Source organism: Rhodococcoides corynebacterioides NBRC 14404, assembly GCF_001894765.1.
GTDB classification, from domain to species: domain Bacteria; phylum Actinomycetota; class Actinomycetes; order Mycobacteriales; family Mycobacteriaceae; genus Rhodococcoides; species Rhodococcoides corynebacterioides.
In genome coordinates, this window is the sequence record NZ_BCWV01000002.1 from 132,535 (window position 1) to 155,716 (window position 23,182).

Consider the following 23,182-nt stretch of genomic DNA (forward strand, 5'->3'; position numbering starts at 1 on the left):
GCCATGGTGTCCAACGCCGATCCTTCACCGGCCCCGGTGTCCACCGCCCTTCCGCCGGATCTCCTCGCGCACTTCGTGGTCAAGACCGCGCGGGCGCCCGAGATGATCGAGTGGTACCGCACGGTCCTGGGTGCGGGGGTCGTTCACGAGGACGAGCAGATCGCTTTTCTCACGTGGGACGACGAGAGTCATCGCCTCGCCCTCGTCAAGATCCCGCCGCCCGTTCGGTTCCTGTTCCCGCTGGCCCGGTTCAAGCGCAAGGTCTACGGGGTGGACCATCTGGCGTTCACCTACCACTCGCTGGAGCGGCTGCTGCTGAACTACGAGCGGCTTGCCGGCCTCGGTATCGAGCCGGTCTGGTCCATCAACCACGGGCCCACCACCTCCCTGTATTACGAGGACCCGGACGGCATCCGCCTGGAGTTCCAGACCGAGAACTTCCCGACGGCCGAGGAGACCGCTGCCTTCTTCAGCAGCCCCGAGTTCGCCCAGAATCCGATCGGGGTCACGTTCGACCCGTCGTACCTGCTCGAGCGTCTGCGGGCCGGGGCGCCGCTCGAGTCCCTCACGCGCCGGGACGCGGGTGTCCGACCGGGTACGCGCCCGCGGGTGAACCGCCGGGCCATCACCTTCCGCACGCTGTGAGCGCCGCGGTCCCAGCGACGGAGACGGCCCACGTCGACGTTCCCGTCGTCGTCTGTGGCGCCGGTGCCACCGGTGCCACCCTGGCACTGCTGCTCGCCCGGCGCGGAATCCGCAGTGTCGTCCTCGATCGGCGTACGACACCGCTGACCCATCCCGCCGCGCACGTGATCAACGCACGGACCTTCGAGATCTGGCGGGACGTCGATCGGGCACTGTCCGACGAGGTCTTCGCCCTGGCGCCGCCGATCGAGGAGGTCAACCTGATCCGGTGGCAGTCGTCGTTCGCCTCGAGCCCGATCGGGCACATCGACCTCGCGTCCCGGCCCGAACAGCTCGATCGCGTTCGGTCCCACAGCGACTACCTGGTATCCCACGTCGGGCAGCACCTCCTGATGCCGGTGCTGTGGTCGTGGCTCGACCGCGAGCCGCTCGTCGAGGTTCGCTACGGCACCTCGGTCGCCGGGATCTGCGAACGCGACGAGTCCGTCGTCGTCCACACGTCCGGAGCCGGGGGTGACGGTGCCACGCTGCAGGCCCGCTTCGCGATCGGCGCGGACGGGGCGAACAGCGCCGTCCGCGACATCGTGGGTGTCGAGATGCACGGGCCGACGCTGGCCAAGATGGGCAGTGCATTCTTTCGCTGCGACACGCTGTACCCGGCGTCGGAGCGCCCGCTGCTCACCTGGATCTACCAGCCGAGCTTCGCCGGAGTGCTCATCGCTCACGCGGACCGTCACTACGTTCTCATGGGGACGTATCTGCATCCCGCGCAACGAATGTCGCGCGAGCCCGACGCGTACTGGCGGGACACGCTGCCCGCGGTGCTCGGGGCCGACCACGAGTACGACATCGTCTCGACCGGCACCTGGGAGATGACCACCCGGACCGCCGACACCTTCCGCCGCGGTCGAGTACTCCTGGCGGGCGATGCGGCACACCGCTTTCCGCACACCGGTGGGTACGGGCTCAACAGCGGCGTGCAGGACGCGCACAACCTCGCCTGGAAACTCGAGGCGGTGCTCTCCGGGATCGCCGAGCCGACGCTTCTGGACACCTACGAGGTCGAGCGGCGCCCGGTCGTCGACCTCTTCGCGCGGCACAGCGTCGCCAACCACTTCCAGCTCGACGACGTCACCCGACACGTGGGCGCGACCAACCGGATGTTGCAGCGGGCGACCTCCGCGATGTCGCGTCCACCGCTCGCGTGGCTGCCGGACGATCGGGCCGCCGCACTCGCGGATCGCGTCGTGGGCCTCGGTCTCGGTCGCACCCGGGTCATCGCCGGCACGGGGCGTCGTGCGGTCCGGGCGCGGGACAAGATGGCGAGTGACATTCCGGGTCAGCTGGCGCACTTCGTCTCGACGGGGCTGGAATTCGGTTACCGCTACGGCGGACCGCTGACCGACGGCCGGGGAGGGGTGGCGAAGGACGACGGCCTCGACGACGTCGTCGAGTATCGGCCGCGCACCGATCCCGGCGGGCGACTGCCTCATTCGATCCTGCCGGCAACCGGGGAGTCGGTGCTGCGCAGCGTCGGTCGCGATCCGAACGCCCTGACCCTGGTGACGTTCGACGTCGACGCGTGGCGGGCGGCCGTCGACAAGCATCGAGACGACCTGTCGCCGCTGCGGGTCGACGTCCTGGACCTCGGTCCGGCCGCGGACACGGTGGACCTCTATCAGGTGGGCGAGCGGGGGGCCGTGCTGGTACGGGCCGATGGACACATCGTCTGGCGGTCGAATGACGGTGCCGACGACGCCATCGAGGACGTCGTCGGCACCGTGCGCCGGTTGTGGGGGAGCTACTTCCCGCTCGATCGCCGGAGGTGATCGGCTCGCCGCACCGGCTGCGGGGTCACCCGACCAGCGCGGGAACCGCCGGTGCGACGAACAGGTCGGCGGTGGCGATCCGCCGCACCGCGCGGTGGAGCGTCACGCTCTGCAGGATGCCGTGCTCGTCCACCGCGTAGTCGACGTGGAGAACGCCGGCGTCGGTGCCGATGCGCAGCGACCCGGGCCACCCGACGCGTGCGCGCGCGGCGACGACGCTGCCCCGGACGGTGGCCGCGGCGGCCACGGCGACCGCCGAGGTCAGTCCGATGGCCGGGTGGGGCGCCATCATCGAGAGCATGCGCACCGACACGTCGTAGTCGTCCGCGGGGACGAGATCGCCGGTGGCAGTGCGGTAGTCGACCGGGGGTCCCACCACGCCGACCTTCGGTACGGCGTGCGTGATCGGATCGTTCGGTCCGACGAGTCCCATCGCCAGGGCGGCCTGTCGGCGGAGCTCGATGAGCCGCGGCACGGAGGCCCCCAGGTCGGCGACGCTCTCCGCTCCGGTGAGACCGAGGTCCGCAGCGTCGAAGAACGCCGCAGGTGCGCCGGCGCTGACGAAGGTCCCGGAGTACACCGAGTCGCCGAGCGTCACGCGGTCGACGGGCTGACCGGTCGGGAGCAGCGTGACCCGGTCCGTCGCCAGATCGGTGAAGGTCAGACCGACCGGCACGCCCAGCGCGGTGGTGCCGGGGACCGCGGCGGTGCCTTCGGAGGGAACGTGGCCTCCGGGCGTCGGGATCTCCGCTTGGAGCACGGCGCCGGTGTTGCGGTTACGCATGCGCACCACGGTCGTCGTGTCGTCCACGGCGACGAGGCCGGACTGCACCGCGTACAGGCCGATCGCAGTGGCGCAGTTTCCGCAGTCGCTGCCCCACTCGACGGTCGCCTCCTCGATGGCGACCTGGGCGAACAGGTAGTCCACGTCGATGCCGGGGAGGGTCGACCGTCGCACGATCGCTGCCTTGGACGTCGTCGAACTGCCGCCTCCGACGCCGTCGAGCTGACGGGGATCTCCCGACCCGAATGCGGCGGTGAGCACGGCGTCGAGTCCGACGGTGTCGTCGACGTACGGGTCGATGTCGACTGCGTTGAAGAGCCAGCACTTGCTGGTACCGCCACGCATCCAGGTGCCGCGCAGAGTGAACATCGGAAGGGCCTTTCGATCGGGGGTGATGTCTCCAGGTTCGGCGTACGAACCGTCAAGGACAATCGACATTTGCTGGAGGGGTGTTCAGCAGTACTTAAGGTCAGAGCATCTCGGGGACGACCACCAGCAGCAGCCAGCACAGTGCCGGCGCGACGGCGACGACGATGCCCGCGTTGAGCAGCAGCTGGCGGTAGAAGCGGGGCCGCTCGATGTTCTGGGCGTTCGCCAGAACCAGGGCGCCGTTGGTGGAGAAGGGCGAGACGTCCACGACGGTGGCGGAGATGGCGAGGGCGGCGACGACACCGACCACGGGAAGGGCGCCGGTTCCGAGCAGGGGCATCGCGAGGGGGATCACGGCGGCGAGGAGAGCCGTGGAGGACGCGAACGCCGAGGTCACGCCGATGACGTAGCAGAGAACGATGGCGACGACGATCGGTGCGCCGATGGTGATGGCCATTTCGGCGAGGTGATCGATGGTGCCCATTTCCTGCAGGATCGAGATGTAGGTGACCATGCCCGCGACCAGCAGGACAGTCGACCAGCTGATGTCGGCGATGGCTTCGCTCTGCTTGCTCAGGTCCGTGAAGGCCAGGACTGCGCCGGCGGCGATGGCGACGAAGCTGATGGGCAGATGCAGCACGAGGACGAGGACCAGCAGTGCGCCGATGAGGAACAGGGTGAGTTTCTGGACGCGGGTGACGGGCTCGGGCGCCGTGCGGACCGGGGTGACCTGGCGGGTGAGCAGTGCCGTCGTGCTGCCGGCTCCGGACGGGGATCCGGCGGGGCCGCCGTTGCCGCGGGGAGTGCGGGGCGAGCCGGTGGAGCCGGAGCCGGTAGCGGAGAACTCCAGTCCGCGGGTGCGAGCGAGCGCCGCGTAGCCGACCACGGTGAGCACGGAGAGCAGGGTGTTGATGCCGTAGCTGCAGAGGAACAAGGTCCAGGGCGCGAGCGACAGTCCGTTGGATTCGACGATGTCGCGCACCAGGACGCCGGAGACGGAGATGGGGGAGAACGCGCCGGCGTGGGCACCGTTGATGACCATGATGCCCATGACGAGGGGGCTCATGTTGGTGCGCGCTGCGAAGGCCATGGCGGCCGGAACGATCAGCGCGACCGCGGCCGGGCTGAACGTGCCCAGTGCCGTCAGGACCGACGCGGTGAAGAAGAAGACCCAGGGAACCACGGTCACCCGGCCGTTCACGGCGCGAATGCAGCTGTTGACCAGGAGGTCGATCGTGCCGTTCTTCTTGGCCATGCCGAAGAAGTAGGTGACACCGACGATGGTGAGGACGATCGAGCTGGGGAACTCGGCCAGGATCTCCTTGTCGTCGTAGCCGAGAGCGAAGAAGCCGACGACGAAGGCGCCGATGAAGCCGAGGATGCCGATGTTGATCGGGAAGAACGTCGCAATGGCGAACATCGCCACGAGGGCGATGAGGGGGAGTACTTCGATCGAGGTCATGAGGTGTCTCCAGTGAGGGCGGTGAGGACCACACCCGGTGGCGGGAGGTCGTGCAGATCACAGTATGACCGGCACCACTTCAGCACAATGTGCGTTTGCTACTGTTCCCTTCAGCTGAGCTGAAGGGAGCATGGTCGTGCAGCAACCGTTCGACGTCATCACGCTGTTTCTCCTCCTCGACATCGCGGAGGCAGGGTCGCTCACCGGCGGCGCCGAGCGCGCCAACATGACCCCGTCCGCGGCGTCGCAACGCATCTCCAAGCTCGAGAGCAGCATTCGGCAACCCGTGCTCACCCGCCTCCCACGCGGGGTGGAACTGACGGAGGCCGGCGAGTTGCTGACGAGTCGTGCGCGCCTCTTCCGTCGCGAGATGCGTGCCGCCCACGGCGACCTCGAGGCCCTGCGCGGCCTTCGTCACGGGTCCGTCCGACTCGGGTCGTTCCCGACCGTCAGTGCGTCCTTGCTGTCCGACGCGCTGAAGGACTATCACTCCCGCTGGCCGGGCGTCGACGTCCACGTCCGGTCGGCGGTGCGTCCGCAACTGCTGGAGATGCTGCACTCGAGCGAGGTGGACCTGGCCCTCCTCTGGAGTTACGCATGGACCGAGGAAGCCGAGCGCTCTCTGTCGCTCGAGACCTTGATGGTGGACGACACGGTGCTGCTGCTGCCGGTCGACGACGACCGTGCCGGTGACGACGTCGTGCTCGCCGGGCTCCGTCACGACAAGTGGATCATCCGCAGCAACGACCATCCCGCCGGTGAGGCGTTGTATCGCAGTTGTCGGACGGCCGGATTCGAGCCGGACGTCGTCTACGAGGCGCACGACTACCAGGAGATCGAGGCCATGGTGGCCGCCGGAGTCGGTATCGCGATGGTGCCGCGGTTGGCTGTCACTCACCACCGCCCCGACGTCCGGACCGCGACCTTCGCCGCGCGCGACCAGGTGCCGACCCGGGTCATCCACATCGCCTCGCTGGCGCGTCGGCAGTACACCCCCGCCATGTACGCGATCTCGCGTGCACTGCGGGGAGCGGCGGATCGGTTGGCGCCACCGCCGCGAGCGTGACGCGGGGTGGAGGGAGTGTGCCTGGTCGGTGTGACCGTGCTGGAATACCTGCGTCAGGCCCCGAGCCCTGCCCCGGCGCGGGTGATGACGATCCGCGACACCACCGCCCGAGGGGACAGGCGGAGGACGCCGTCGATCAGTTCGACCAGGTCGTTCACCGCGATCATGGTGTCGGGCGGGATGCGGTCGGCAATCCAGGCACTCATGTCGGTGTCGACGTAACCGGGGGCGAGGGCGGTGCCGGTGATGCCGGAGCCGCTCTCCTCGGCGTTCAGGGTGTCGATCAGCGACAGCAGCGCGGCCTTCGTGGCCCCGTACGCGGCGAGTCCGGCCTCGGGGTAGACCCCGGCGAGCGAGGCCAGGGCGATCACCTTCGCGCCACGAGCGGGATCTGCCTCGGCTGCGCTGCGCAGCAACGGCATCGACGCCTGCAGGATGCGGAACGGAGCGCGCAGGTTCACCTCGACCGTCTTGTCGAACCGCGCGGTCGAGTACGACTCGATCGGGCCCGCTGTCCCGACGCCCGCATTGAGGACGAGAGCGTCCATGGTGGGGGACACGTGCGCGAACTCGCGAACCAGAACGTCGGCAACATTGGGATCGGCCATGTCGCAGGCCACGGTGCGGACCTCGGTGGCGCCGTCACCGCGGACGGTGTCCGCCGCGTCGTCGAGCGTGTCCTGGTGGCGCCCGGTGAGCAGCACCGACCAGCCCTGCGACGCCAGCCGGCGCGCGACGGCCAGGCCGATGCCTCGCGATCCGCCGGTGACCAGCGCAGCGCGCGTCATCGCGACACCCCGGTCAGCGCCTGCAGCCCCGCGGCGGCGAACTCGGCCGTGGCCTCGGCTGCGGCCGTGGCGGAATCGTCGGTCCCGCCGTCGGCGAGCGCGCGGTGCGTGATGCCCTCGGCGATGACGGCGATCTTGAAGTTCGCCAGCGCCAGGTAGAACGGCCAGTCGCCGAGGTCCCGACCGGAGAAGGTGGCGTACTCCTCGGCGAGAGCATCGGCGGACGGGTAGCGCGACGACGTCCAGGCGGCGGCCGGAACACCGAGCACGGTGTCGAAGATCGGCCGACGGTACGCGCAGAGAAGGGCGACGTCGGTGATCGGGTCACCGAGCGTGGACATCTCCCAGTCGACCACCGCGGCAACGCGACCGGCGTCCGACGTGTCCAGAATGACGTTGTCGACACGGAAGTCGCCGTGCACGATCGCGGCGTCGGACCGCATCGGCACCGTCTCGGCCAGCACTGCCTGCAGTCGGTCGATGTCGGCCAGGTCGCGGGTCTTCACCCGCTGCCACTGCCGACCCCACGTGGCCACCTGGCGGGCGACGAATCCGTCGGGACGCCCGAACTCGCTCAGTCCGATGGCTCGATGGTCGACGGCGTGGAGGGCCGCCAGAACGCGCACGAGTTCGGTCGCGTTGGCGGCGACCTCGGCGTCGGTGAGGGTGCGTAGGTCGTCTGCCGTCCGCACCACGCGGCCGGGGACGAACTCGACGACGGTCATCGGCGCGCCGAGCACCCGGCCGTCCGGATCGAACGCGACGGTGGCGGCGACGGGGACGTCCGTCGACTGCACTGCGCTGGTGACCGCCCACTCTCGGGCCATGTCGTGCGCGGACGGGGTGAGACCGCTGGTCGGCGGCCTCCGCACGATCCAGGACGACTCGTCGTCGTCCACGCGATAGGTCAGATTGGATCGTCCACCGCTGATGCGGTCGACACGAAGCTCGCCCGCGACGGTGATCCCGTTGTCGCGCAGGAACTCGGCCAGTGCGGCGGTGTCGAGGGTCACGACTGCACCGACGGCGAGGAGGCCGCCGCGGCACGACGCGCGGCCCCGACGGCACGCTTGGCGATGGCCCAGCGGTGCACCTCGGAAGGGCCGTCGTAGACCCGGAACGGGCGCACCTCGCGAGAGAGACGGGCGAGGGGGAGGTCGTCGGACACCCCCATGCCGCCGCACATCTGCATGGCGCGGTCGACGATGCGGAACACGGCCTCGGCGGCGAAGGTCTTGGCGATCGAGGTCTCGTTGCTCGCCGGGTTGCCGCGGTCGAGTTCGAAGCAGGCGTGCGTGAGCAGCGCGCGGGTCGCGGCGATGTCGATCTCGTTGTCCGCGATCATCTTCTGCACCATCCCGAGGTCGCCGAGTCGGTGGCCGAAGCCCTTGCGTTCGGCGACGCGGGCCACAGCGACGTCGTGCCCGCGGCGTGCGGCGCCGAGCCAGCGCATGACGTGGGTCATGCGGGCGGGGCCGAGGCGGACCTGCGCGTAGGTGAATCCCTCGTCGACGGCGCCGAGGACGTTCTCCTCGGGCACGAACACGCCGTCGAAGGTCACCTCGCAGTGACCGCCGATCATGGCGCGATCGAGGGTGCCGATGTGGCGGCCGACCGTGATGCCGGGGGTGTCGGCGGGGACGAGGAACATCGTCGCGCCGCCGCGGTCGCCCGGGGCGCCCGACGTGCGGGCCATGACGATGAAGAACGCGGCACCGTCGGCGCCGGTGATGAACCACTTGTGGCCGTCGACGGTCCAGCCGCCGCCGGTGCGGGTGGCCACGGTGGCCAGGGCCGACGGGTCCGATCCGGCGCCGGGCGCGGGCTCGGTCATCGCGAAGGCCGAGCGCACCTCGCCGCGGGCGAGGGGGGCGAGGAACTGCTCCTTCTGCGGTCCCGACGCCACGTGGGCGAGCAGGTGCACGTTGCCCTCGTCGGGCGCGCCGATGCCGCAGGCGATGGGACCGAACAGCGAGTATCCGGCTTCCTCGAAGACCGGCGACCGGTCGCTCATCGACAACCCGCCACCGCCGTACTCGACGGGGGCGTGCGGGGCGAAGACGCTCGCTTCCCGTGCGGCGCTCTGCATTTCGCGGCGCAGATCGTCGCCGCCTGCTGCGGTGGCGTCGCCGAGGAACTTGTCCTCGATCGGCAGCACGTACTCGCGGGTGAAGGTCCGGGTGCGGTCGATCCAGCCGCGCACGTCGGGGTCGTAGGTCAGGTCGATCGCCACGGTGGGTCGCCTCTCGTCGCGGAACAGGATCCCGACCGATCACTCGCTCGGCACCCGTGAGACTGACAGACACGGTGAACCCGGTCAAGCCTCGGTGGGGTTCAGGGACCGGTCGTCGTCCCCACCGTTCCGCGGGCGAGCTCGGAGTAGACGTCGACCAGAGCGGCGGGATCGAGACGACCACCGGGGCGGTACCAGGTGGCCACCCCGACGCACATCGTCGTCACGGCTCGGCTCGCGTCGAGCGGGTGCGCGGTGCGGAACACGCCCGCCTCGACACCGTCCAGCACGATGCGGTCCAGCATGCGTTGCTGGGCGTCGCGCTGACCCACGTACGCCTCGCGCTCGGCGGGGTGCAAGCTCCTGATCTCCGTCGAGCAGACGAACGCCACGTCACGGCGGTGGACGTGGAAGAGCAGAAGCGACTCGACGACGGCGTCGAACCGGTCCGCCGGCGCCGGGCCGGCCTCGCTCTCGGCGCGCGAGGACCGATCGAGCAACTCGGTCATGGCGCTCGACGTGATTCCGACGAGCATCGCCTGCTTGGAGGGGTAGTGGTGGTACAGGCCGGGGACGGACAGCCCTGCGCGAGAGGCGATCTCGCGTACCGACGTGCCGTGGTAGCCCTGGTCGACGAAGGCGGTGAGGGCGGCGGTCAGCACGGGCGGAAACGCGTCACCCTCGTAGCTGCGCCAGGATCCGTCGGCAGTCATGGCGTCGAGCGTAGAGGGGTCGTGGGCGGGGGAGCTCGGTGAACGGCCGGGTTGACACCTGCGTGTGTGATCCGCGACACTCGGCCCACCGAGCGAGTGATCGGTCGGGATCGGGTGCCGTGCGGCGTCCCGGTCAGCGGAACGTCGAAGGATCGGTGGGTGGATGAGCACGAACGGGACGGTGATCGACGCCTGGCGTCGACGGGTGGACGGGCATCCGGACGCGGCGGCGCTGGCCTGGTTCGACGCCGTGGTCACGGCGCGCGAGGTCGACGACCTCTCCGACGGCGTCGCGGTGGCGCTGGCCGACCGTGGTGTGCAGCACGGCGACCGAGTAGCGATCCACCTCCAGAACGTCCCCCACTACGCGCTTCTGTTCCTCGCGATCTGGAAGCTCGGTGCCGTCGCCGTGCTGGTGAATCCGATGTACCGGGAACGCGAACTGCGGGTGCTGCTGGACGACGCCGAGCCGGTGCTGCTGGTGTGCGCCGACCACGACGCCGACGCCCTGCTCGCGGAGTGCCGAGACACGACCGTGCGAGGCGTCCTCACCGTGAACGCGCGGGACTTCCAGACGCGGGGTGACGAGCGCGTGTTCACCGGGCCGGCAACCGAGCCGCGCGACGACGACCTGCTGACCGCCGTGGCACCGGGCCGGCCGACCGGCCCCGACCCGGCGACGGCGGACGTGGCCCTGCTCGCCTACACCTCCGGCACCACGGGACCGCCCAAGGGGGCCATGGTCTCCCACGCGAACCTGCTCGCGACGGCCACCGACTTCGGAGACCGCGCACGGGTGCGGAACGGCGCGGTGGTCTTCGCCGCCGCGCCGCTGTTCCACATCACCGGTGCCGTCCTGAACGCCGCGGTGGCTCTGGTGCGGGACACGACGCTGGTGTTCGCGGGCAGGTTCGACGCGGGCGTCACCCTCGACGCACTGGTCGAGCACCGCGTGACCTACACGATCGGCTCGATCACCGTCTTCAACGCGCTGTCGGCCCACCCGGCGGCGACGCGATCCCACTTCGACTCCCTCGAGACGCTGTACTCGGGCGGTGCGCCGATCCCGCCCGCCACGGTCGGGGCGTTCGAGGAGCGGTTCGGTCACTACATCCACAACGCGTACGGCATGACCGAGACGACGGCCGGCGTGATCGCGGTACCGCCGGGGGAGCGGGCGCCGGTCGACTCGGGCAGCGGCTCCCTCTCGGTCGGCAAACCCCTGCCCCGAGCCGAGGTCCGGACGGTGGACGACGCCGGCGCACCCACCCCGCCCGGTGTTCCCGGTGAGCTGGAAGTCGCCGGACCGCAGGTGGTCTCGGGATACTGGAACAACCCCGAGGCCACCGCGTCGGCGATGCCCGACGGACGTATGCGCACGGGCGACGTCGCCGTGATCGACGCCGACGGCTGGGTCTACCTGGTGGACCGACTGAAGGACCAGATCAACGTGTCGGGCTACAAGGTGTGGCCGCGCGAGGTGGAGGACGTGCTCTACGAACACCCCGCCGTCTTCGAGGCCGCGGTCGTCGGGCGACCCGACGACTACCAGGGCGAATCCGTCGTCGCCTACGTCTCCCTGAGGGCCGACACCGCCGCGACCGGTGACGAGTTGGTCGACTTCGCCCGGTCCCGACTCGCCGCGTACAAGCGCCCGCGCACCGTGCACGTCGTCACCGATCTCCCCAAGACCCTCACGGGCAAGATCCGCCGGGCCGCACTCGCGGACCGGGCCCTCCCCACCCGCACCGGAAGCGAGTCGTCATGACCGTCAGTTCCTCGGCGCCCCCGGCGCCCACTCTCGCCTCGCGCAAGAAGTCGTTGTTGGCCAGTGCCGTCGGCAACGTGCTCGAGTGGTACGAGTGGAGCGCCTACGCCGTGTTCGCTCCGTTCATCGCCGCCGCGATGTTCGACAAGGGCGATCCGGTCTCGGCGCTGCTGTCCACCCTCGCGGTGTTCGCCGTCGGGTTCCTGATGCGGCCGCTCGGCGGCATCGTCTTCGGGCGTATCGCGGACAGGCGTGGCCGAAAGTTCGTGCTGGTCACCACGATGCTGACCATGGCGGCGGGCAGCCTGCTCATCGGCATCATGCCCACCTACGCCGCCGTCGGCGCGTGGGCGTCGGTGCTGCTGTTGCTCGCTCGCGTGATGCAGGGCTTCGCCCACGGTGGTGAATCCGCCACGGCCTACTCCTACGTCGGGGAGATCGCGCCCGCGAATCGCCGCGGGATGTGGGGCAGCGTCGCCTTCGTCGCGATCTTCGGCGGGTCGGTCATCGCGTACTCGCTGGGCGGTGTCATCACCTCGACCCTGTCGGAATCGGCCGTCGGACAGTGGGGTTGGCGCATTCCGTTCCTCCTCGGCGCCGTGCTCGCCCTCGTCGCGCTGTACCTCCGGCGCAGCATGGACGAGTCCGACGTGTTCCACGGCGAGCAGGCGGCCACCGAGTCGACGCCGATTCCGCGTCGCACCGTGGTGCGAGCCATCGTGCTCATGATCGGCATGACGTCGGGAATCACGGCGGCGCACTACACCTGGACCTCGTACGTCTCGACCTACGCCATCACGCAGAAGGGCATGAACCCCGACACGGCGTACTGGATGTTGGTGATCGCCCAGGTGATCGCGCTGATCTCCCTGCCGTTCTTCGGTCGCCTGTCGGACTCGATCGGGCGCCGGCCGATGCTCGCCGCGTTCGCCGTCGGCATGTTCGCCCTGCAGGTCCCGCTGACGATGATGATCACGGACGCGGGATGGACGCTGCTGCTCGCGACCACCGCCGCCCTGCTGGTGGTCGCCGCGCCCGCCTCGATCCTGTCGTCCACCCTGTCGGAGAGCTTCCCGACGCGATTGCGTACGCAGGCCATCGGTTTCGCGTACTCGTTCTCCGTGGCGGTCTTCGGTGGCACGGCGCCCTACCTCAATCAGCTGCTGTTGAACCTCGACCTGGGCTGGGTCTTCGGCGTCTACATCATGGCGCTCGCCGCGCTGACCGGCGTGGCGGCGTGGTTCATGAAGGAGACCAAGGGGATCGCGCTTGCCGACGTGTGAGGTCTAGAAGCCGCGTGGTCAACTCTACTCTCACGTGAGGGTAGAGTTGCGCCACGTGCCTTTCACTTCCTCCACCACGGACGTGTCCGTCCTCGGCGCGCTGCGCTCTCCCCGCCGCCTCAAGACTGAAATCCTCGGCGGCCTGGTCGTCGCGCTCGCGCTGATTCCCGAAGCCATCTCGTTCTCCATCATCGCCGGTGTCGACCCGCGGGTCGGACTGTTCGCCTCGTTCACCATGGCGGTGACCATCGCCATCGTCGGCGGCCGCCCGGCGATGATCTCGGCGGCCACGGGTGCCATCGCGCTGGTGGTGGCCCCGCTGTCCCGCGAGTACGGACTCGACTACCTCATCGCCGCGGTGATCCTGGGTGGCGTCCTCCAGATCGTGCTGAGCCTGCTCGGCGTCGCCAAACTCATGCGCTTCGTGCCGCGCAGCGTGATGGTCGGCTTCGTCAACGCCCTGGCCATCCTGATCTTCTCGGCCCAGGTTCCCTACCTGCTGGGCGTCCCGGCGCTCGTCTACCCGATGGTGGCCGTCGGCATCGCCGTGATCGTGCTGCTTCCTCGCCTGACGACGGCGGTGCCCGGCCCGTTGGTCGCGATCGTCCTGCTCACGGCGGCCACCGTCGTCTTCGCCTGGCAGGTGCCGGACGTCGGCGACCAGGGCGAGTTGCCGACGTCGTTGCCCGCCTTCCTGATTCCCGACGTGCCGTTCACGACGGCGACGTTGACGATCCTCGCGCCGTACGCGGTGGCGATCGCGTTGGTCGGCCTACTGGAGTCGCTCATGACGGCGACGCTGGTGGACGACATCACCGACACCCGCTCGGACAAGACGCGCGAGGGGTGGGGGCAGGGCGTGGCCAACGTCGTCACCGGCTTCACCGGCGGCATGGGCGGTTGCGCGATGATCGGTCAGACGATGATCAACGTGAAGGTCTCCGGCGCGCGGACCCGCATCTCGACCTTCCTCGCCGGGACGTTCCTGCTGATCCTGGTGGTCGGTCTCGGCGACGTCGTGGCCGTCATACCGATGGCGGCGCTGGTCGCGGTCATGGTGATGGTGTCGGTCGCGACCTTCGACTGGCACAGCATCCGCCCGTCGACCCTGCGCCGCATGCCGCGCAGCGAGACCGCGGTGATGCTGGTGACCGTCGCGGTCACCGTCGCCACCCACAACCTCGCGTACGGCGTGTTCGCCGGCGTCCTCACCGCCACGGTGCTCTTCGCCCGACGCGTCGCTCACCTCACCGAGGTCACGGCGCAGGACACCACGGACGGAACTCGCGTCTACACCGTCACCGGCAACCTGTTCTTCGCGTCGAGCAACGATCTGGTGCACCGGTTCGACTACGCGAACGACCCGGCGGAGGTCGTCATCGACCTGTCCGCCTCGCACATCTGGGACGCCTCCACCGTCGCTGCGCTGGATGCCGTCGAGGCCAAGTACGCCCGCCGCGGCACGACGGTGCGCATCGTCGGCGCGAACGCGGCGTCCGCCCACCGCCACGCCCGGCTGACGGGAACGCTGGGCGGATGAGCGAGCACATGCAGATCGGGGAGGTGGCCCGACGCATCGAGCTGTCCGTGCGCACGGTGCGGCACTGGGACGAGGTGGGCCTGGTGACGCCGTCGGCGCGGTCGGCCGGCGGGTTCCGCCTCTACACCGACGACGACGTCGCCCGCCTGCTGCTCGTGCGCCGCATGAAGCCGCTCGAGTTCACCCTGGCCGAGATGGCCGAGGTGCTGGCGGCGTCCGACACACTCACCGCCGGGACGGGTGACCTCGAGGCGGCCGCGGCCGTCATCACCGCCTTCCGTGAGCGGGCGGACGAACGCTGCGAGACGTTGCGCAAGCGCCTCGCCTACGCCGAGGAGTTCACCGAGCTGCTGGCGCGGCTCGAGTCGCGCTGACCGACACGGTCGACCTGCGGGAGGCTCGTGCGCGGACCCGCGGGCGCATACCCCGCAGGGGTATCCCTTGTTAGGATGGAGCGATGACGGCGACCGGTCGACGACTGCGCGGAACCATCCCGCTCGCAGTTCTGACCGTGCTCACGGTGCTGGGTGTGCTCTCGATGCATTCGGTTCCGATGTTTCCGTCCGCCTCGCATCAGGCGATGGCCGCGGCCACCGCATCGACGGTGGTCACCGGTTCGGACCATCACGGCGACGAGGCGCACGGCCCCGTCGTGTCGTCCTCGGTGGTCGTCGAACCCACGCCGTGTCCCGGTGGCCATCCGATGACGCATCCCTGCATGGCGACGCCGGTGTCCTGGTCCGCTATATCGATGCCCTCGGGTGTCGTCACCGCGTTGCCGGCGTCCGATCCCCTGTCCACGCGCATGGTTGCGGTGATGGGCCGGTCGGGTCGGGCACCGCCATGGGCGGTGTCCGCGTTGGACGAATCGGTACTTCTTCGGGTGTGACAGGGAGACCGGAGCCGTCGTGCTCCGGCGGATCGCACGTCGAGTCACCCTGTCTTGCTTCCACGTACACACCCAGGAGTACTGCAATGAACATCACCACCCGGACTGCCACCGTTGTCGCTGCCGCGGCGATCGGTACCGCCCTCGTCGCCGGTTGTAGCGACGACAGCTCGTCCTCGTCGATGGAGGGCCACTCGATGGGTTCGGCCACGGCGATGGAGTCGGCACAGTCCGCGGATCCCGCCGCGAATTTCTCCGACGCCGACGTCATGTTCGCGACGATGATGTATCCGCACCATGCACAGGCCGTCGAGATGGCCGACATGGTCGAGGGGCGCACGACCGACCCGGACGTGATCGCCTTGGCCGGCGAGATCGCGGCGGCGCAGAAGCCCGAGATGGACCAGTTCTCGGCGTGGCTGTCGCAGTGGGGTCAGCCGGCGCCGTCGTCGGATGCGAGTTCGATGAGCGGCATGGACCACGGGTCGGGGAGCGGCATGATGACCGACCGTGACATGGAGTCCTTGATGGCCGCGTCGGGGTCGGAGTTCGACCGGCAGTGGCTCACGATGATGATCGAGCACCACCGGGGCGCGGTGACCATGGCGGAGAAGGAGATCGCCGACGGTGAGAACCCCGACGCGATCGCGTTGGCGCAGACCATCGTCGAGACCCAGAACGAGGAGATCACTCGTATGCAACAACTGCTGGGCTGACACCCACTACGGGGGTGCGGGTCGTCGCCACGTCCGGGGTCGCCGACGATCTAGGCTCGTCGGGTGCGCACGGGTGATCTGGAGACGACGACCGGACTGACCGACGCGCAGGCCGACGCCCTGCGCGCCGAGGGGAAGTCGAACGACGTCCCGGCGCGCGCGAGTCGGTCGACCCTGGACATCGTGCGCGGCAACGTCTTCACCCGCATCAACGCGATCCTGACCGTGTTGCTGATCATCGTGCTGTCCACGGGGTCGATCGTCGACGCGATGTTCGGCCTGCTCATCGTGGCCAACAGCGGGATCGGCATCGTGCAGGAGATTCGCGCGAAACGCACCCTCGACGCGCTCGCCATCGTCGGTCAGTCGCGCCCGATGGTGCGCCGCGGTGGCGTCGCCCGCGAGATCGCGCCGAACGAGGTGGTGCTGGGCGACATCGTCGAGCTCGGCCCGGGTGATCAGATCGTGGTCGACGGCGACGTGGTCGAGTCGGATTCGCTGGACGTGGACGAATCGCTGCTCACCGGGGAATCCGACTCGATGGCCAAGACGGCGGGCGCACAGGTCTTCTCCGGCACGTACGTGGTGGCCGGAAGCGGTGCCTACCGGGTGACCAAGGTGGGCCGCGAGGCCTACGCGGCCAAGCTCGCCGAGGAAGCCGGCAAGTTCACGCTCGTCCACTCCGAGCTGCGATCCGGCATCGACCGCATCCTCACCTTCGTCACGTGGGTGATGATCCCGGCCGGTGTTCTCATCGTCTACAACCAGCTGTTCTCCTCGGGTCAGTCGATCAGGCCCGCGCTCAACGGGATGGTCGCGGCGCTCGTGCCGATGGTGCCCGAGGGCCTGGTGCTGCTGACGTCGCTGGCGTTCGCGGTGGGTGTCGTGCGATTGGGCAAGCGGCAGTGCCTGGTTCAGGAACTCCCGGCGGTGGAGGGGCTGGCGCGGATCGACGTGGTGTGCGCGGACAAGACCGGAACGCTCACCGAGAACGCGATGGTGTTGTCGGAGCTACGCCCGGTCGGGGACTCCGACACGGACACGGTGCGCCGCGCTCTGGCCGCCGTGGCCGCCGACGATCCCCGCCCGAATGCGAGCGTGCTTGCCGTCGCCGCGGCCCTGGCGGATCCTCCGGCCTGGGAGAAGACGGGCACCGCACCCTTCTCGTCCGAGAAGAAGTGGAGCGGCGTGTCGTTCGCCGGCCACGGTCACTGGATCCTCGGTGCACCCGACATGCTCCTGCCCGCCGACGACGAGACCGCCCGCGCGGCTGCCGACCTCGCGGCGTCGGGACTGCGGGTGCTGGTGTTCGCCGAGTCGGACCTCCCGGTCGACGACGCCGCGGCGCCCGGCCGGATCACGCCGCGCGCCCTGGTGGTGCTCGAGCAGAAGATCCGTCACGACGCCGCGGAGACGTTGGCGTACTTCGCCGGCCAGCACGTGGATCTCAAGATCATCTCCGGTGACAACGCGGCCTCCGTGGGCGCCGTGGCGAGCGGCCTCGACGTCCCGGGCGCGGCGTCCCCCGTCGACGCGCGCACGCTGCCGGCGGCCGGATCGGATGCCCTGGCCGACACCCTCGACACGCACGCGGTGTTCGGCCGGGTGAAGCCGGAACAGAAGCGGGACATGGTGACCGCGCTGCAGAGTCGCGGTCACACCGTCGCCATGACCGGAGACGGCGTCAACGACGTGCTGGCGCTGAAGTCCGCCGACATCGGCGTCGCGATGGGCGCCGGCAGTCCGGCCGCCCGGTCCGTCGCGCAGATCGTGTTGCTGGACAACGCCTTCTCCACCCTGCCGCACGTCGTCGCCGAGGGGCGACGGGTCATCGGCAACATCGAGCGTGTGTCGACGCTGTTCCTCACGAAGACCGTCTACTCGGTCCTGCTGGCGATCCTCGTCGGGGCGTCGGGGGTGCTTTCGCAGGTCGCGTCCGTCGAACCGCTGCCGTACCCGTTCCTGCCGCGCCACGTGACCCTCGCGGCCTGGTTCACGATCGGTATCCCGGCCTTCCTGCTGTCCCTCGCGCCCAACAACGAGCGCGCGCGCTCCGGGTTCGTCGGACGTGTTCTGCGCAAGGCGGTGCCGGCCGGCGTGGTGGTGGGCGCGGCGACGTTCGCCACGTACCTCGCGACGTACGAGGGGCCGAACGCGTCGACGGACCAGGTGGTGCAGTCCAGTACGTCGGCCCTGATCACCCTGATCGTCGTGGCGATGTGGGTTCTCATGACGGTGGCCCGGCCGCTCGAATGGTGGAAGGTGATCCTGCTGGTGGGATCGGTCCTCGGGTACGTCGTGCTGTTCACCGTGCCGGTGCTCGGACAGTTCTTCCAGCTGGACCCGACCAACCTGCCCTACACGGCCGTCGCCTTCGCCTCGGCGGCCGTGGGCATCGTGGTGCTCGAGGTGATCAGGGTGGCGATCAAGCCTCGAGCTTGAACCCGACCTTGAGCGTGACCTGGAAGTGCGCGACGGCACCGTTCTCGATGTGGCCGCGGGTCTCGACCACCTCGAACCAATCGAGTTCGCGCAGCGACTCGTTCGCGCGGGCGATCGCCTTGCGGATGGCGTCGTCGACGCCCTCGGTGGACGTGCCGACGATCTCGGTGACGCGATAGACGTTCTCGCTCATGATGACCTGCCTGCTCGGGTGACGGGGACTCGTCCCATCGTGCGCCACCGGACCCCGCGGCGGGGAGGGTTCGGCGCACCCGGCGCGAAAGTCGTCAGTCCACCAGCAGACCGTGCGCCTGCGCGTAGGCCAGCGCCTGGGCCGGGTCCACCGTGGCGCCCGCGATCTCGGCCCCGGTCCACAGACTCGGATCGACGACGGCCCCGCGAAGATCCGCGCCGACGAGCCGGATGCCGGTGGTGCGCGCCCCGCCCAGATCGGCGCCGCGCAGCGTCGCGCCGCGCAGGTCCGTCCGCGCCAGGTCGGCATCGCGGAACCGACACCCGTCGAGGGTGCTGTCACGGAGGTCGACGCCGGCCACCGACGCCAGCGTGAAGTCGACGTCCTCGAACGTCGCGGGCCGCAGACTCGCCTCGCCCAGCGACGACCCGAGGAGGCTGACGCCACGGAACGTCGAATGCCACAGGCGGGCGCGTCGGAACTCGCAGTTGCGAAACGCGGACCCGGAATGGATCGACTCGGACAGGAGGGCGCCGGTGAAATCGCACCCGTCGAACACCACCGTCTCGGTGACCAGCCCGGTCAGGTCCGCATCGACGAACGAACACGACCTGAAGGTGCGGCCGTGCCAGTGGGTCCCCGGCTCGACCTCGTGGACTCGATCGCCGTCGACGACGGTGCCGTCGCCGTCGATCACGACCCGCTGGGCACCGGGCGCGCCGTCGGACCCACGCGAGGCACCCCCGCGGGCAGGACGGCGTCCACCAGCGCCACCGCCTCCGGATCGATCTCGGCATCGGTCTTGGTGATGAAGGTGGTGGTACTGGTGACCACGTCCTCGCCGTCGGCGGTGACGTGGTTCTCGACCACCATGATGTCGGCGCCCGCGGCCTGGCGGATGGACTGCAACGTCAGAGCCGAGACCAGGCGGTCGCCCGGCACCGGCGGACGGTGGATGACGAACTTCTGATCCGTCTGCAGCACGGCGGTGATCTCGTACTCGACGAGGATGTAGGAGAAAAGGTAGTCCAGCGCCACGGAACCCACGACGCTGACGAAGGTCGCCGGAGCCACCAGCCCCGAGTACCCGAGCTCCGCGGCAGCGTCCTCCCGGTGGTGCGCCGGGTGTCCGTTCTGCAACGCCCGGCTCAGTTCGCGGATCTTCTCGCGCCCGACCTCGTAGTAGTCGGGCATCACGTACACCTGCCCGACCAGCTCGAGGGTGCGGTCGAAACGCTGATCGTTCACAGGGGACCTTTCGCGTGACTGTGAGTGAAGCCTATCGACCGCGGTCCGTCATCCGCCCGCCCCCCGTCCGGACCGGCTGTCTCGGTAGGCCCGCACCCTCAACTCGCGCAGCCACTCGGGGCTCGGCCGCACCGCTCGCGGGGTGTTGACGATCGGGTCGAACGACGGGTCCACCCCGTCCTCCTTCTCGGCGCGATCCAGAATCACCTCGGCCAGGGGCTCCCGCGGCCCCGTGCCCGCCGTCTGCTCGAGGACCACCGTGATCGGTCCCGTCGCCAACCCGGTCGCTGCCTCCGCCGGGTCCAGCGTGTCCGGCCCGCCCGGGAACCGTGCCGACACCCACCACCGGCGACCGCCGTGCGCCAGCGGCATGAGCGAGGAGAACGACGCCGACGCGAACGACGCCGCGGGCAACGGCAGGCTGCGGGTGACGACGTCTCGGCCGGCCCCGGCGAGCAGGACGTCCCAGGACCCGGTGTCCGACCCGGCCGCGGGGATCCGCATCGCGAACCCCGGCACGTCGGGAATCGGCGACGGCAACCCGATCGCCCGCGAGAGCCGGACCAGCACGTCGTCGTCCTCCAGGGGGAGGCCGCGGCCGACCGGCGCGGTCCGGACGAGCCGGCCGTGCAGGACCGCGCCGTCCGGATGGAAGAGCTTGGCGCGACGAAGCGCCGAGCCGACACCGAACGGAACCGCGAGAAGACGAGTGGGGAGGGAGGTCACGACGACCGAGTTCCCGGCCCCGCCGAGCGGAAACGGCCCGGCCCGCGCGCGTCAGCCGGCGTACGCCGCCTCCAGGTCGGCGACGACGATCTTGCGCATCTGCAGCATCGCCTGCATGACGCGGCCCGACTTCTCGGGATCGGGGTCGCTCATCAGTTCCATCAGGCGGGTCGGCACGATCTGCCAGGACAGACCGAACCGGTCCTTGCACCAGGCGCACTGCGACTCGGCGCCCCCGTCGGCCGTGAGCGCGTCCCAGTAGCGGTCCACCTCCTCCTGATCGGCGCAGCTCACCGCCAGCGAGATGGCCTCGGTGAACTGGAAGTGCGGCCCGCCGTTCAGTCCGGTGAATCGCTGTCCGACCAGCTCGAAGTCGACGGTCATGGCGCTCCCGGCCTTCCCCGGGCCGCCGTCGCCGTAGCGGCTGACGTTCAGGATCGATCCGCCGAACAGGTCGACGTAGAACTGCGCGGCTTCCTCGGCCCGATCGTCGAACCACAGGGCGGGGACGATCTTCTGGGTGGTGGTGGAGTCGATCGTGGGCACAGCGGGCTCCTGTCTCGGCCGGGGCCCCGAGTGCCCCGCAGCGGTGAGTATCACCGGTGTCGACCGGAGTGGGGACCGGAATTCATCGCGTGACGGCGCGGGTGAGCAGGTCGGCGAGTTCCCGATAGGCAGTCGCGTCGTCCAACCCGGTCCGGCGGGCCAGAGCGCGGGTCTGGATGGACACCATCACGGACGCGGCGACGTCGGCGACGAAGGTGGCATGGACGTCGCGCACGTCCCCGGCCCGCGCGCCGTCGTCGACGATGGCGCGGACGCGCTCGGCGGCCGCCGCGGTGTTGCGTTCGTAGACCAGGCGGGTGGGCTCGAACGCCGCGAGATCGCTCATGAAGGACTCCGAGGCCGGCGCGAGGGCCTCGCCGACGGCGCCGAGGTAGGCGGCCAGGCGCCGGGCCGTCACTCGCTCACCGCCGGCGTCGGACGCGGTGCGATCCGCCGCGTCGACCCTGTCGGTGGCGGCGCGGAAGAAGTGGCGGACCGCGGCGACGACCAACTCGTCCTTGCTGGGCGCCAGCGTGTAGAGCGTGGACTTCGAGCAGTGCAGCCGTCCGGCGATCTCGTCGAGGGTGAGGCGCGCGAACCCGTCGGCGAGGAAGAGGGCGACGACGGCGTCGAACAGCTCGGCTCGCCTGGCGGTCGCATGAGCGCTGGTCACGGACGCCGATGGTACTGGAAGGCGGTCTGCAGTACTGTCGACAGTACTGAGGCGAGCAATTCAGTACTCCCTGCACCGCTCGCCCTGCCCGCTGTACGCCCCGCCCGCACCGCCCCGAGAGGACCGACCATGGCCGTCGACCGCCTGCTGCCCACCGACGAGGCCCGCGAGCTGATCCAGCTGACCCGCGACATCGCGGACAAGGCGCTGGACCCGATCGTCGACGAGCACGAGAAGGCCGAGACCTATCCCGACGGCCTGTTCGCGACCCTGGGCGAGGCCGGGCTGCTGTCCCTCCCGTATCCCGAGGAGTGGGGCGGCGGCGGGCAGCCCTACGAGGTCTACCTGCAGGTCCTCGAGGAGCTCGCCGCGCGGTGGGCTGCGGTGGCCGTCGCGGTGAGCGTGCACGGCCTGTCCTGCCACCCCCTGTTCACGTTCGGCACCGACGAGCAGAAGCAGCGGTGGCTGCCGGACATGCTGGGCGGCAGCACGATCGGGGCCTACAGCCTGTCCGAGCCCCAGGCCGGCAGCGACGCCGCCGCGCTCACGTGCAAGGCAGTGTCCGGACCGGACGGCTACACGATCACCGGGTCCAAGGCGTGGATCACCCACGGCGGCATCGCCGACTTCTACACCCTCTTCGCCCGGACCGGGGAGGGGTCGAAGGGCATCTCCTGCTTCCTCGTGCCGGGGGACACCCCGGGCCTGAGTTTCGGTGCGCCCGAGGAGAAGATGGGCCTGCACGCGGTCCCCACCGCGGCTGCCCACTACGACGGAGCTCGGGTGGATCGCGACCGTCTGGTCGGGTCGGAGGGACAGGGCCTCGCCATCGCCTTCAGCGCGCTCGACGCCGGTCGCCTGGGCATCGCCGCCGTCGCGGTGGGGATCGCGCAGGCCGCCCTCGACGACGCGGTGCGGTACGCGACGGAGCGAGAGACGTTCGGACGCAGGATCATCGACCATCAGGGTCTCGGTTTCGTCCTGGCGGACATGGCGGCGGCGGTCGATTCCGCCCGCGCGACCTACCTCGACGCCGCACGGCGCCGGGACGCGGGCCTGCCGTACTCGCGGCAGGCGTCCGTCGCCAAGCTGGTCGCGACCGACGCCGCCATGAAGGTCACCACCGACGCGGTCCAGGTGCACGGCGGCTACGGCTACACCCGTGACTTCCGGGTCGAGCGGTACATGCGGGAAGCGAAGATCACGCAGATCTTCGAGGGCACCAACCAGATCCAGCGGCTGGTCATCTCACGGTCCCTCGCGAGGTAG

At 69.9% G+C, this 23,182-nt stretch carries 23 protein-coding genes; 11 read left to right on the forward strand and 12 right to left on the reverse strand.

The window, feature by feature from the left end; all coding sequences use genetic code 11:
- Positions 1–3 precede the first annotated feature (3 nt).
- Positions 4–645, forward strand: a complete 642-nt coding sequence (locus tag RC2_RS01930) for a VOC family protein (RefSeq protein ID WP_068148060.1) — start codon at positions 4–6, stop codon at positions 643–645.
- Positions 642–2,474 carry an FAD-dependent monooxygenase gene (locus RC2_RS01935; protein ID WP_068148057.1) on the forward strand — a complete coding sequence of 611 codons (1,833 nt, stop codon included), beginning with the start codon at positions 642–644 and terminating at the stop codon, positions 2,472–2,474. The genes RC2_RS01930 and RC2_RS01935 overlap by 4 nt, the downstream gene beginning before the upstream one ends.
- Before the next feature lie 25 nt (positions 2,475–2,499).
- On the opposite strand, the gene RC2_RS01940 is transcribed toward RC2_RS01935, so the two are convergent.
- Both RC2_RS01940 and RC2_RS01945 read right to left on the reverse strand, forming a co-directional pair.
- Positions 2,500–3,627 carry a PrpF domain-containing protein gene (locus RC2_RS01940; protein WP_068148053.1) on the reverse strand — a complete coding sequence of 376 codons (1,128 nt, stop codon included), beginning with the start codon at positions 3,625–3,627 and terminating at the stop codon, positions 2,500–2,502.
- Positions 3,628–3,727: 100 nt separating this feature from the next.
- The gene (locus RC2_RS01945) at positions 3,728–5,089 is read right to left on the reverse strand and encodes an SLC13 family permease (protein ID WP_068148050.1); all 1,362 of its coding nucleotides are present in this window, start codon (positions 5,087–5,089) and stop codon (positions 3,728–3,730) included.
- 136 nt (positions 5,090–5,225) lie between these two features.
- Here RC2_RS01945 and RC2_RS01950 point away from each other — a divergent pair, with 136 nt between their 5' ends.
- Positions 5,226–6,155 carry a LysR family transcriptional regulator gene (locus RC2_RS01950; protein ID WP_068148370.1) on the forward strand — a complete coding sequence of 310 codons (930 nt, stop codon included), beginning with the start codon at positions 5,226–5,228 and terminating at the stop codon, positions 6,153–6,155.
- Positions 6,156–6,208: 53 nt separating this feature from the next.
- Here RC2_RS01950 and RC2_RS01955 read toward each other — a convergent pair whose 3' ends face one another.
- The 4 genes from RC2_RS01955 to RC2_RS01970 all read right to left on the reverse strand — a co-directional run bounded on the left by RC2_RS01955 (position 6,209) and on the right by RC2_RS01970 (position 9,889).
- Entirely contained in the window at positions 6,209–6,943 is a 735-nt protein-coding gene (locus RC2_RS01955; RefSeq protein ID WP_068148048.1) for an SDR family NAD(P)-dependent oxidoreductase, read from the reverse strand.
- A complete protein-coding gene (locus RC2_RS01960) occupies positions 6,940–7,956 on the reverse strand; it encodes a phosphotransferase family protein (protein ID WP_068148046.1) in 1,017 nt (338 codons plus the stop codon). The genes RC2_RS01955 and RC2_RS01960 overlap by 4 nt, the downstream gene beginning before the upstream one ends.
- Positions 7,953–9,176, reverse strand: a complete 1,224-nt coding sequence (locus tag RC2_RS01965) for an acyl-CoA dehydrogenase family protein (protein WP_068148041.1) — start codon at positions 9,174–9,176, stop codon at positions 7,953–7,955. The genes RC2_RS01960 and RC2_RS01965 overlap by 4 nt, the downstream gene beginning before the upstream one ends.
- A gap of 101 nt (positions 9,177–9,277) precedes the next feature.
- Positions 9,278–9,889, reverse strand: a complete 612-nt coding sequence (locus RC2_RS01970) for a TetR/AcrR family transcriptional regulator (RefSeq protein WP_068148035.1) — start codon at positions 9,887–9,889, stop codon at positions 9,278–9,280.
- A 163-nt stretch (positions 9,890–10,052) separates the two neighbouring features.
- On the opposite strand from RC2_RS01970, the gene RC2_RS01975 reads away from it, so the two are divergent.
- From RC2_RS01975 to RC2_RS02005, 7 genes are all read left to right on the forward strand, one after another.
- Entirely contained in the window at positions 10,053–11,657 is a 1,605-nt protein-coding gene (locus tag RC2_RS01975; RefSeq protein ID WP_068148032.1) for a class I adenylate-forming enzyme family protein, read from the forward strand.
- On the forward strand, positions 11,654–12,940 hold the full coding sequence (locus RC2_RS01980) for an MFS transporter (protein ID WP_068148029.1): 1,287 nt from the start codon (positions 11,654–11,656) through the stop codon (positions 12,938–12,940). The genes RC2_RS01975 and RC2_RS01980 overlap by 4 nt, the downstream gene beginning before the upstream one ends.
- A 55-nt stretch (positions 12,941–12,995) precedes the next feature.
- A complete protein-coding gene (locus tag RC2_RS01985; RefSeq protein WP_211266799.1) occupies positions 12,996–14,480 on the forward strand; it encodes a SulP family inorganic anion transporter in 1,485 nt (494 codons plus the stop codon).
- Positions 14,477–14,854: a MerR family transcriptional regulator gene (locus RC2_RS01990; protein ID WP_068148023.1), complete on the forward strand. Its 378-nt coding sequence runs from the start codon at positions 14,477–14,479 to the stop codon at positions 14,852–14,854. The genes RC2_RS01985 and RC2_RS01990 overlap by 4 nt, the downstream gene beginning before the upstream one ends.
- A gap of 83 nt (positions 14,855–14,937) precedes the next feature.
- Complete coding sequence (locus RC2_RS01995) at positions 14,938–15,369, forward strand: DUF6153 family protein (RefSeq protein ID WP_068148020.1); 432 nt, start codon at positions 14,938–14,940, stop codon at positions 15,367–15,369.
- An 86-nt stretch (positions 15,370–15,455) separates the two neighbouring features.
- Positions 15,456–16,085 carry a DUF305 domain-containing protein gene (locus tag RC2_RS02000; protein WP_068148018.1) on the forward strand — a complete coding sequence of 210 codons (630 nt, stop codon included), beginning with the start codon at positions 15,456–15,458 and terminating at the stop codon, positions 16,083–16,085.
- 63 nt (positions 16,086–16,148) lie between these two features.
- Complete coding sequence (locus RC2_RS02005; RefSeq protein WP_082895482.1) at positions 16,149–18,527, forward strand: HAD-IC family P-type ATPase; 2,379 nt, start codon at positions 16,149–16,151, stop codon at positions 18,525–18,527.
- Here RC2_RS02005 and RC2_RS02010 read toward each other — a convergent pair.
- From RC2_RS02010 to RC2_RS02035, 6 genes are all read right to left on the reverse strand, one after another.
- On the reverse strand, positions 18,511–18,720 hold the full coding sequence (locus tag RC2_RS02010; protein WP_068148016.1) for a dodecin: 210 nt from the start codon (positions 18,718–18,720) through the stop codon (positions 18,511–18,513). The genes RC2_RS02005 and RC2_RS02010 overlap by 17 nt on opposite strands.
- A gap of 94 nt (positions 18,721–18,814) precedes the next feature.
- Entirely contained in the window at positions 18,815–19,414 is a 600-nt protein-coding gene (locus RC2_RS02015; RefSeq protein WP_082895504.1) for a pentapeptide repeat-containing protein, read from the reverse strand.
- Positions 19,414–19,968 carry an FAS1-like dehydratase domain-containing protein gene (locus RC2_RS02020; RefSeq protein ID WP_245810923.1) on the reverse strand — a complete coding sequence of 185 codons (555 nt, stop codon included), beginning with the start codon at positions 19,966–19,968 and terminating at the stop codon, positions 19,414–19,416. Before RC2_RS02020 ends, RC2_RS02015 begins: the two co-directional genes overlap by 1 nt.
- 48 nt (positions 19,969–20,016) lie before the next feature.
- Positions 20,017–20,694, reverse strand: a complete 678-nt coding sequence (locus RC2_RS02025) for a hypothetical protein (protein ID WP_068148013.1) — start codon at positions 20,692–20,694, stop codon at positions 20,017–20,019.
- A gap of 51 nt (positions 20,695–20,745) precedes the next feature.
- Positions 20,746–21,240, reverse strand: a complete 495-nt coding sequence (locus tag RC2_RS02030; protein ID WP_245810924.1) for a VOC family protein — start codon at positions 21,238–21,240, stop codon at positions 20,746–20,748.
- A gap of 82 nt (positions 21,241–21,322) precedes the next feature.
- Positions 21,323–21,913: a TetR/AcrR family transcriptional regulator gene (locus RC2_RS02035; protein WP_068148010.1), complete on the reverse strand. Its 591-nt coding sequence runs from the start codon at positions 21,911–21,913 to the stop codon at positions 21,323–21,325.
- Between the two features lie 129 nt (positions 21,914–22,042).
- On the opposite strand from RC2_RS02035, the gene RC2_RS02040 reads away from it, so the two are divergent.
- Positions 22,043–23,182: an acyl-CoA dehydrogenase family protein gene (locus RC2_RS02040; RefSeq protein ID WP_068148008.1), complete on the forward strand. Its 1,140-nt coding sequence runs from the start codon at positions 22,043–22,045 to the stop codon at positions 23,180–23,182.

What these genes read in the sequence shown, in the direction of transcription:
- RC2_RS01930 (WP_068148060.1), top strand. Translation starts at nt 4, where the DNA reads ATGGTGTCCAACGCCGATCCTTCACCGGCCCCGGTGTCCACCGCCCTT.
- RC2_RS01940 (WP_068148053.1), bottom strand. Translation starts at nt 3,627, where the DNA reads ATGTTCACTCTGCGCGGCACCTGGATGCGTGGCGGTACCAGCAAGTGC.
- RC2_RS01945 (WP_068148050.1), bottom strand. Translation starts at nt 5,089, where the DNA reads ATGACCTCGATCGAAGTACTCCCCCTCATCGCCCTCGTGGCGATGTTC.
- RC2_RS01955 (WP_068148048.1), bottom strand. Translation starts at nt 6,943, where the DNA reads ATGACGCGCGCTGCGCTGGTCACCGGCGGATCGCGAGGCATCGGCCTG.
- RC2_RS01970 (WP_068148035.1), bottom strand. Translation starts at nt 9,889, where the DNA reads ATGACTGCCGACGGATCCTGGCGCAGCTACGAGGGTGACGCGTTTCCG.
- RC2_RS01975 (WP_068148032.1), top strand. Translation starts at nt 10,053, where the DNA reads ATGAGCACGAACGGGACGGTGATCGACGCCTGGCGTCGACGGGTGGAC.
- RC2_RS01980 (WP_068148029.1), top strand. Translation starts at nt 11,654, where the DNA reads ATGACCGTCAGTTCCTCGGCGCCCCCGGCGCCCACTCTCGCCTCGCGC.
- RC2_RS01990 (WP_068148023.1), top strand. Translation starts at nt 14,477, where the DNA reads ATGAGCGAGCACATGCAGATCGGGGAGGTGGCCCGACGCATCGAGCTG.
- RC2_RS01995 (WP_068148020.1), top strand. Translation starts at nt 14,938, where the DNA reads ATGACGGCGACCGGTCGACGACTGCGCGGAACCATCCCGCTCGCAGTT.
- RC2_RS02000 (WP_068148018.1), top strand. Translation starts at nt 15,456, where the DNA reads ATGAACATCACCACCCGGACTGCCACCGTTGTCGCTGCCGCGGCGATC.
- RC2_RS02010 (WP_068148016.1), bottom strand. Translation starts at nt 18,720, where the DNA reads ATGAGCGAGAACGTCTATCGCGTCACCGAGATCGTCGGCACGTCCACC.
- RC2_RS02040 (WP_068148008.1), top strand. Translation starts at nt 22,043, where the DNA reads ATGGCCGTCGACCGCCTGCTGCCCACCGACGAGGCCCGCGAGCTGATC.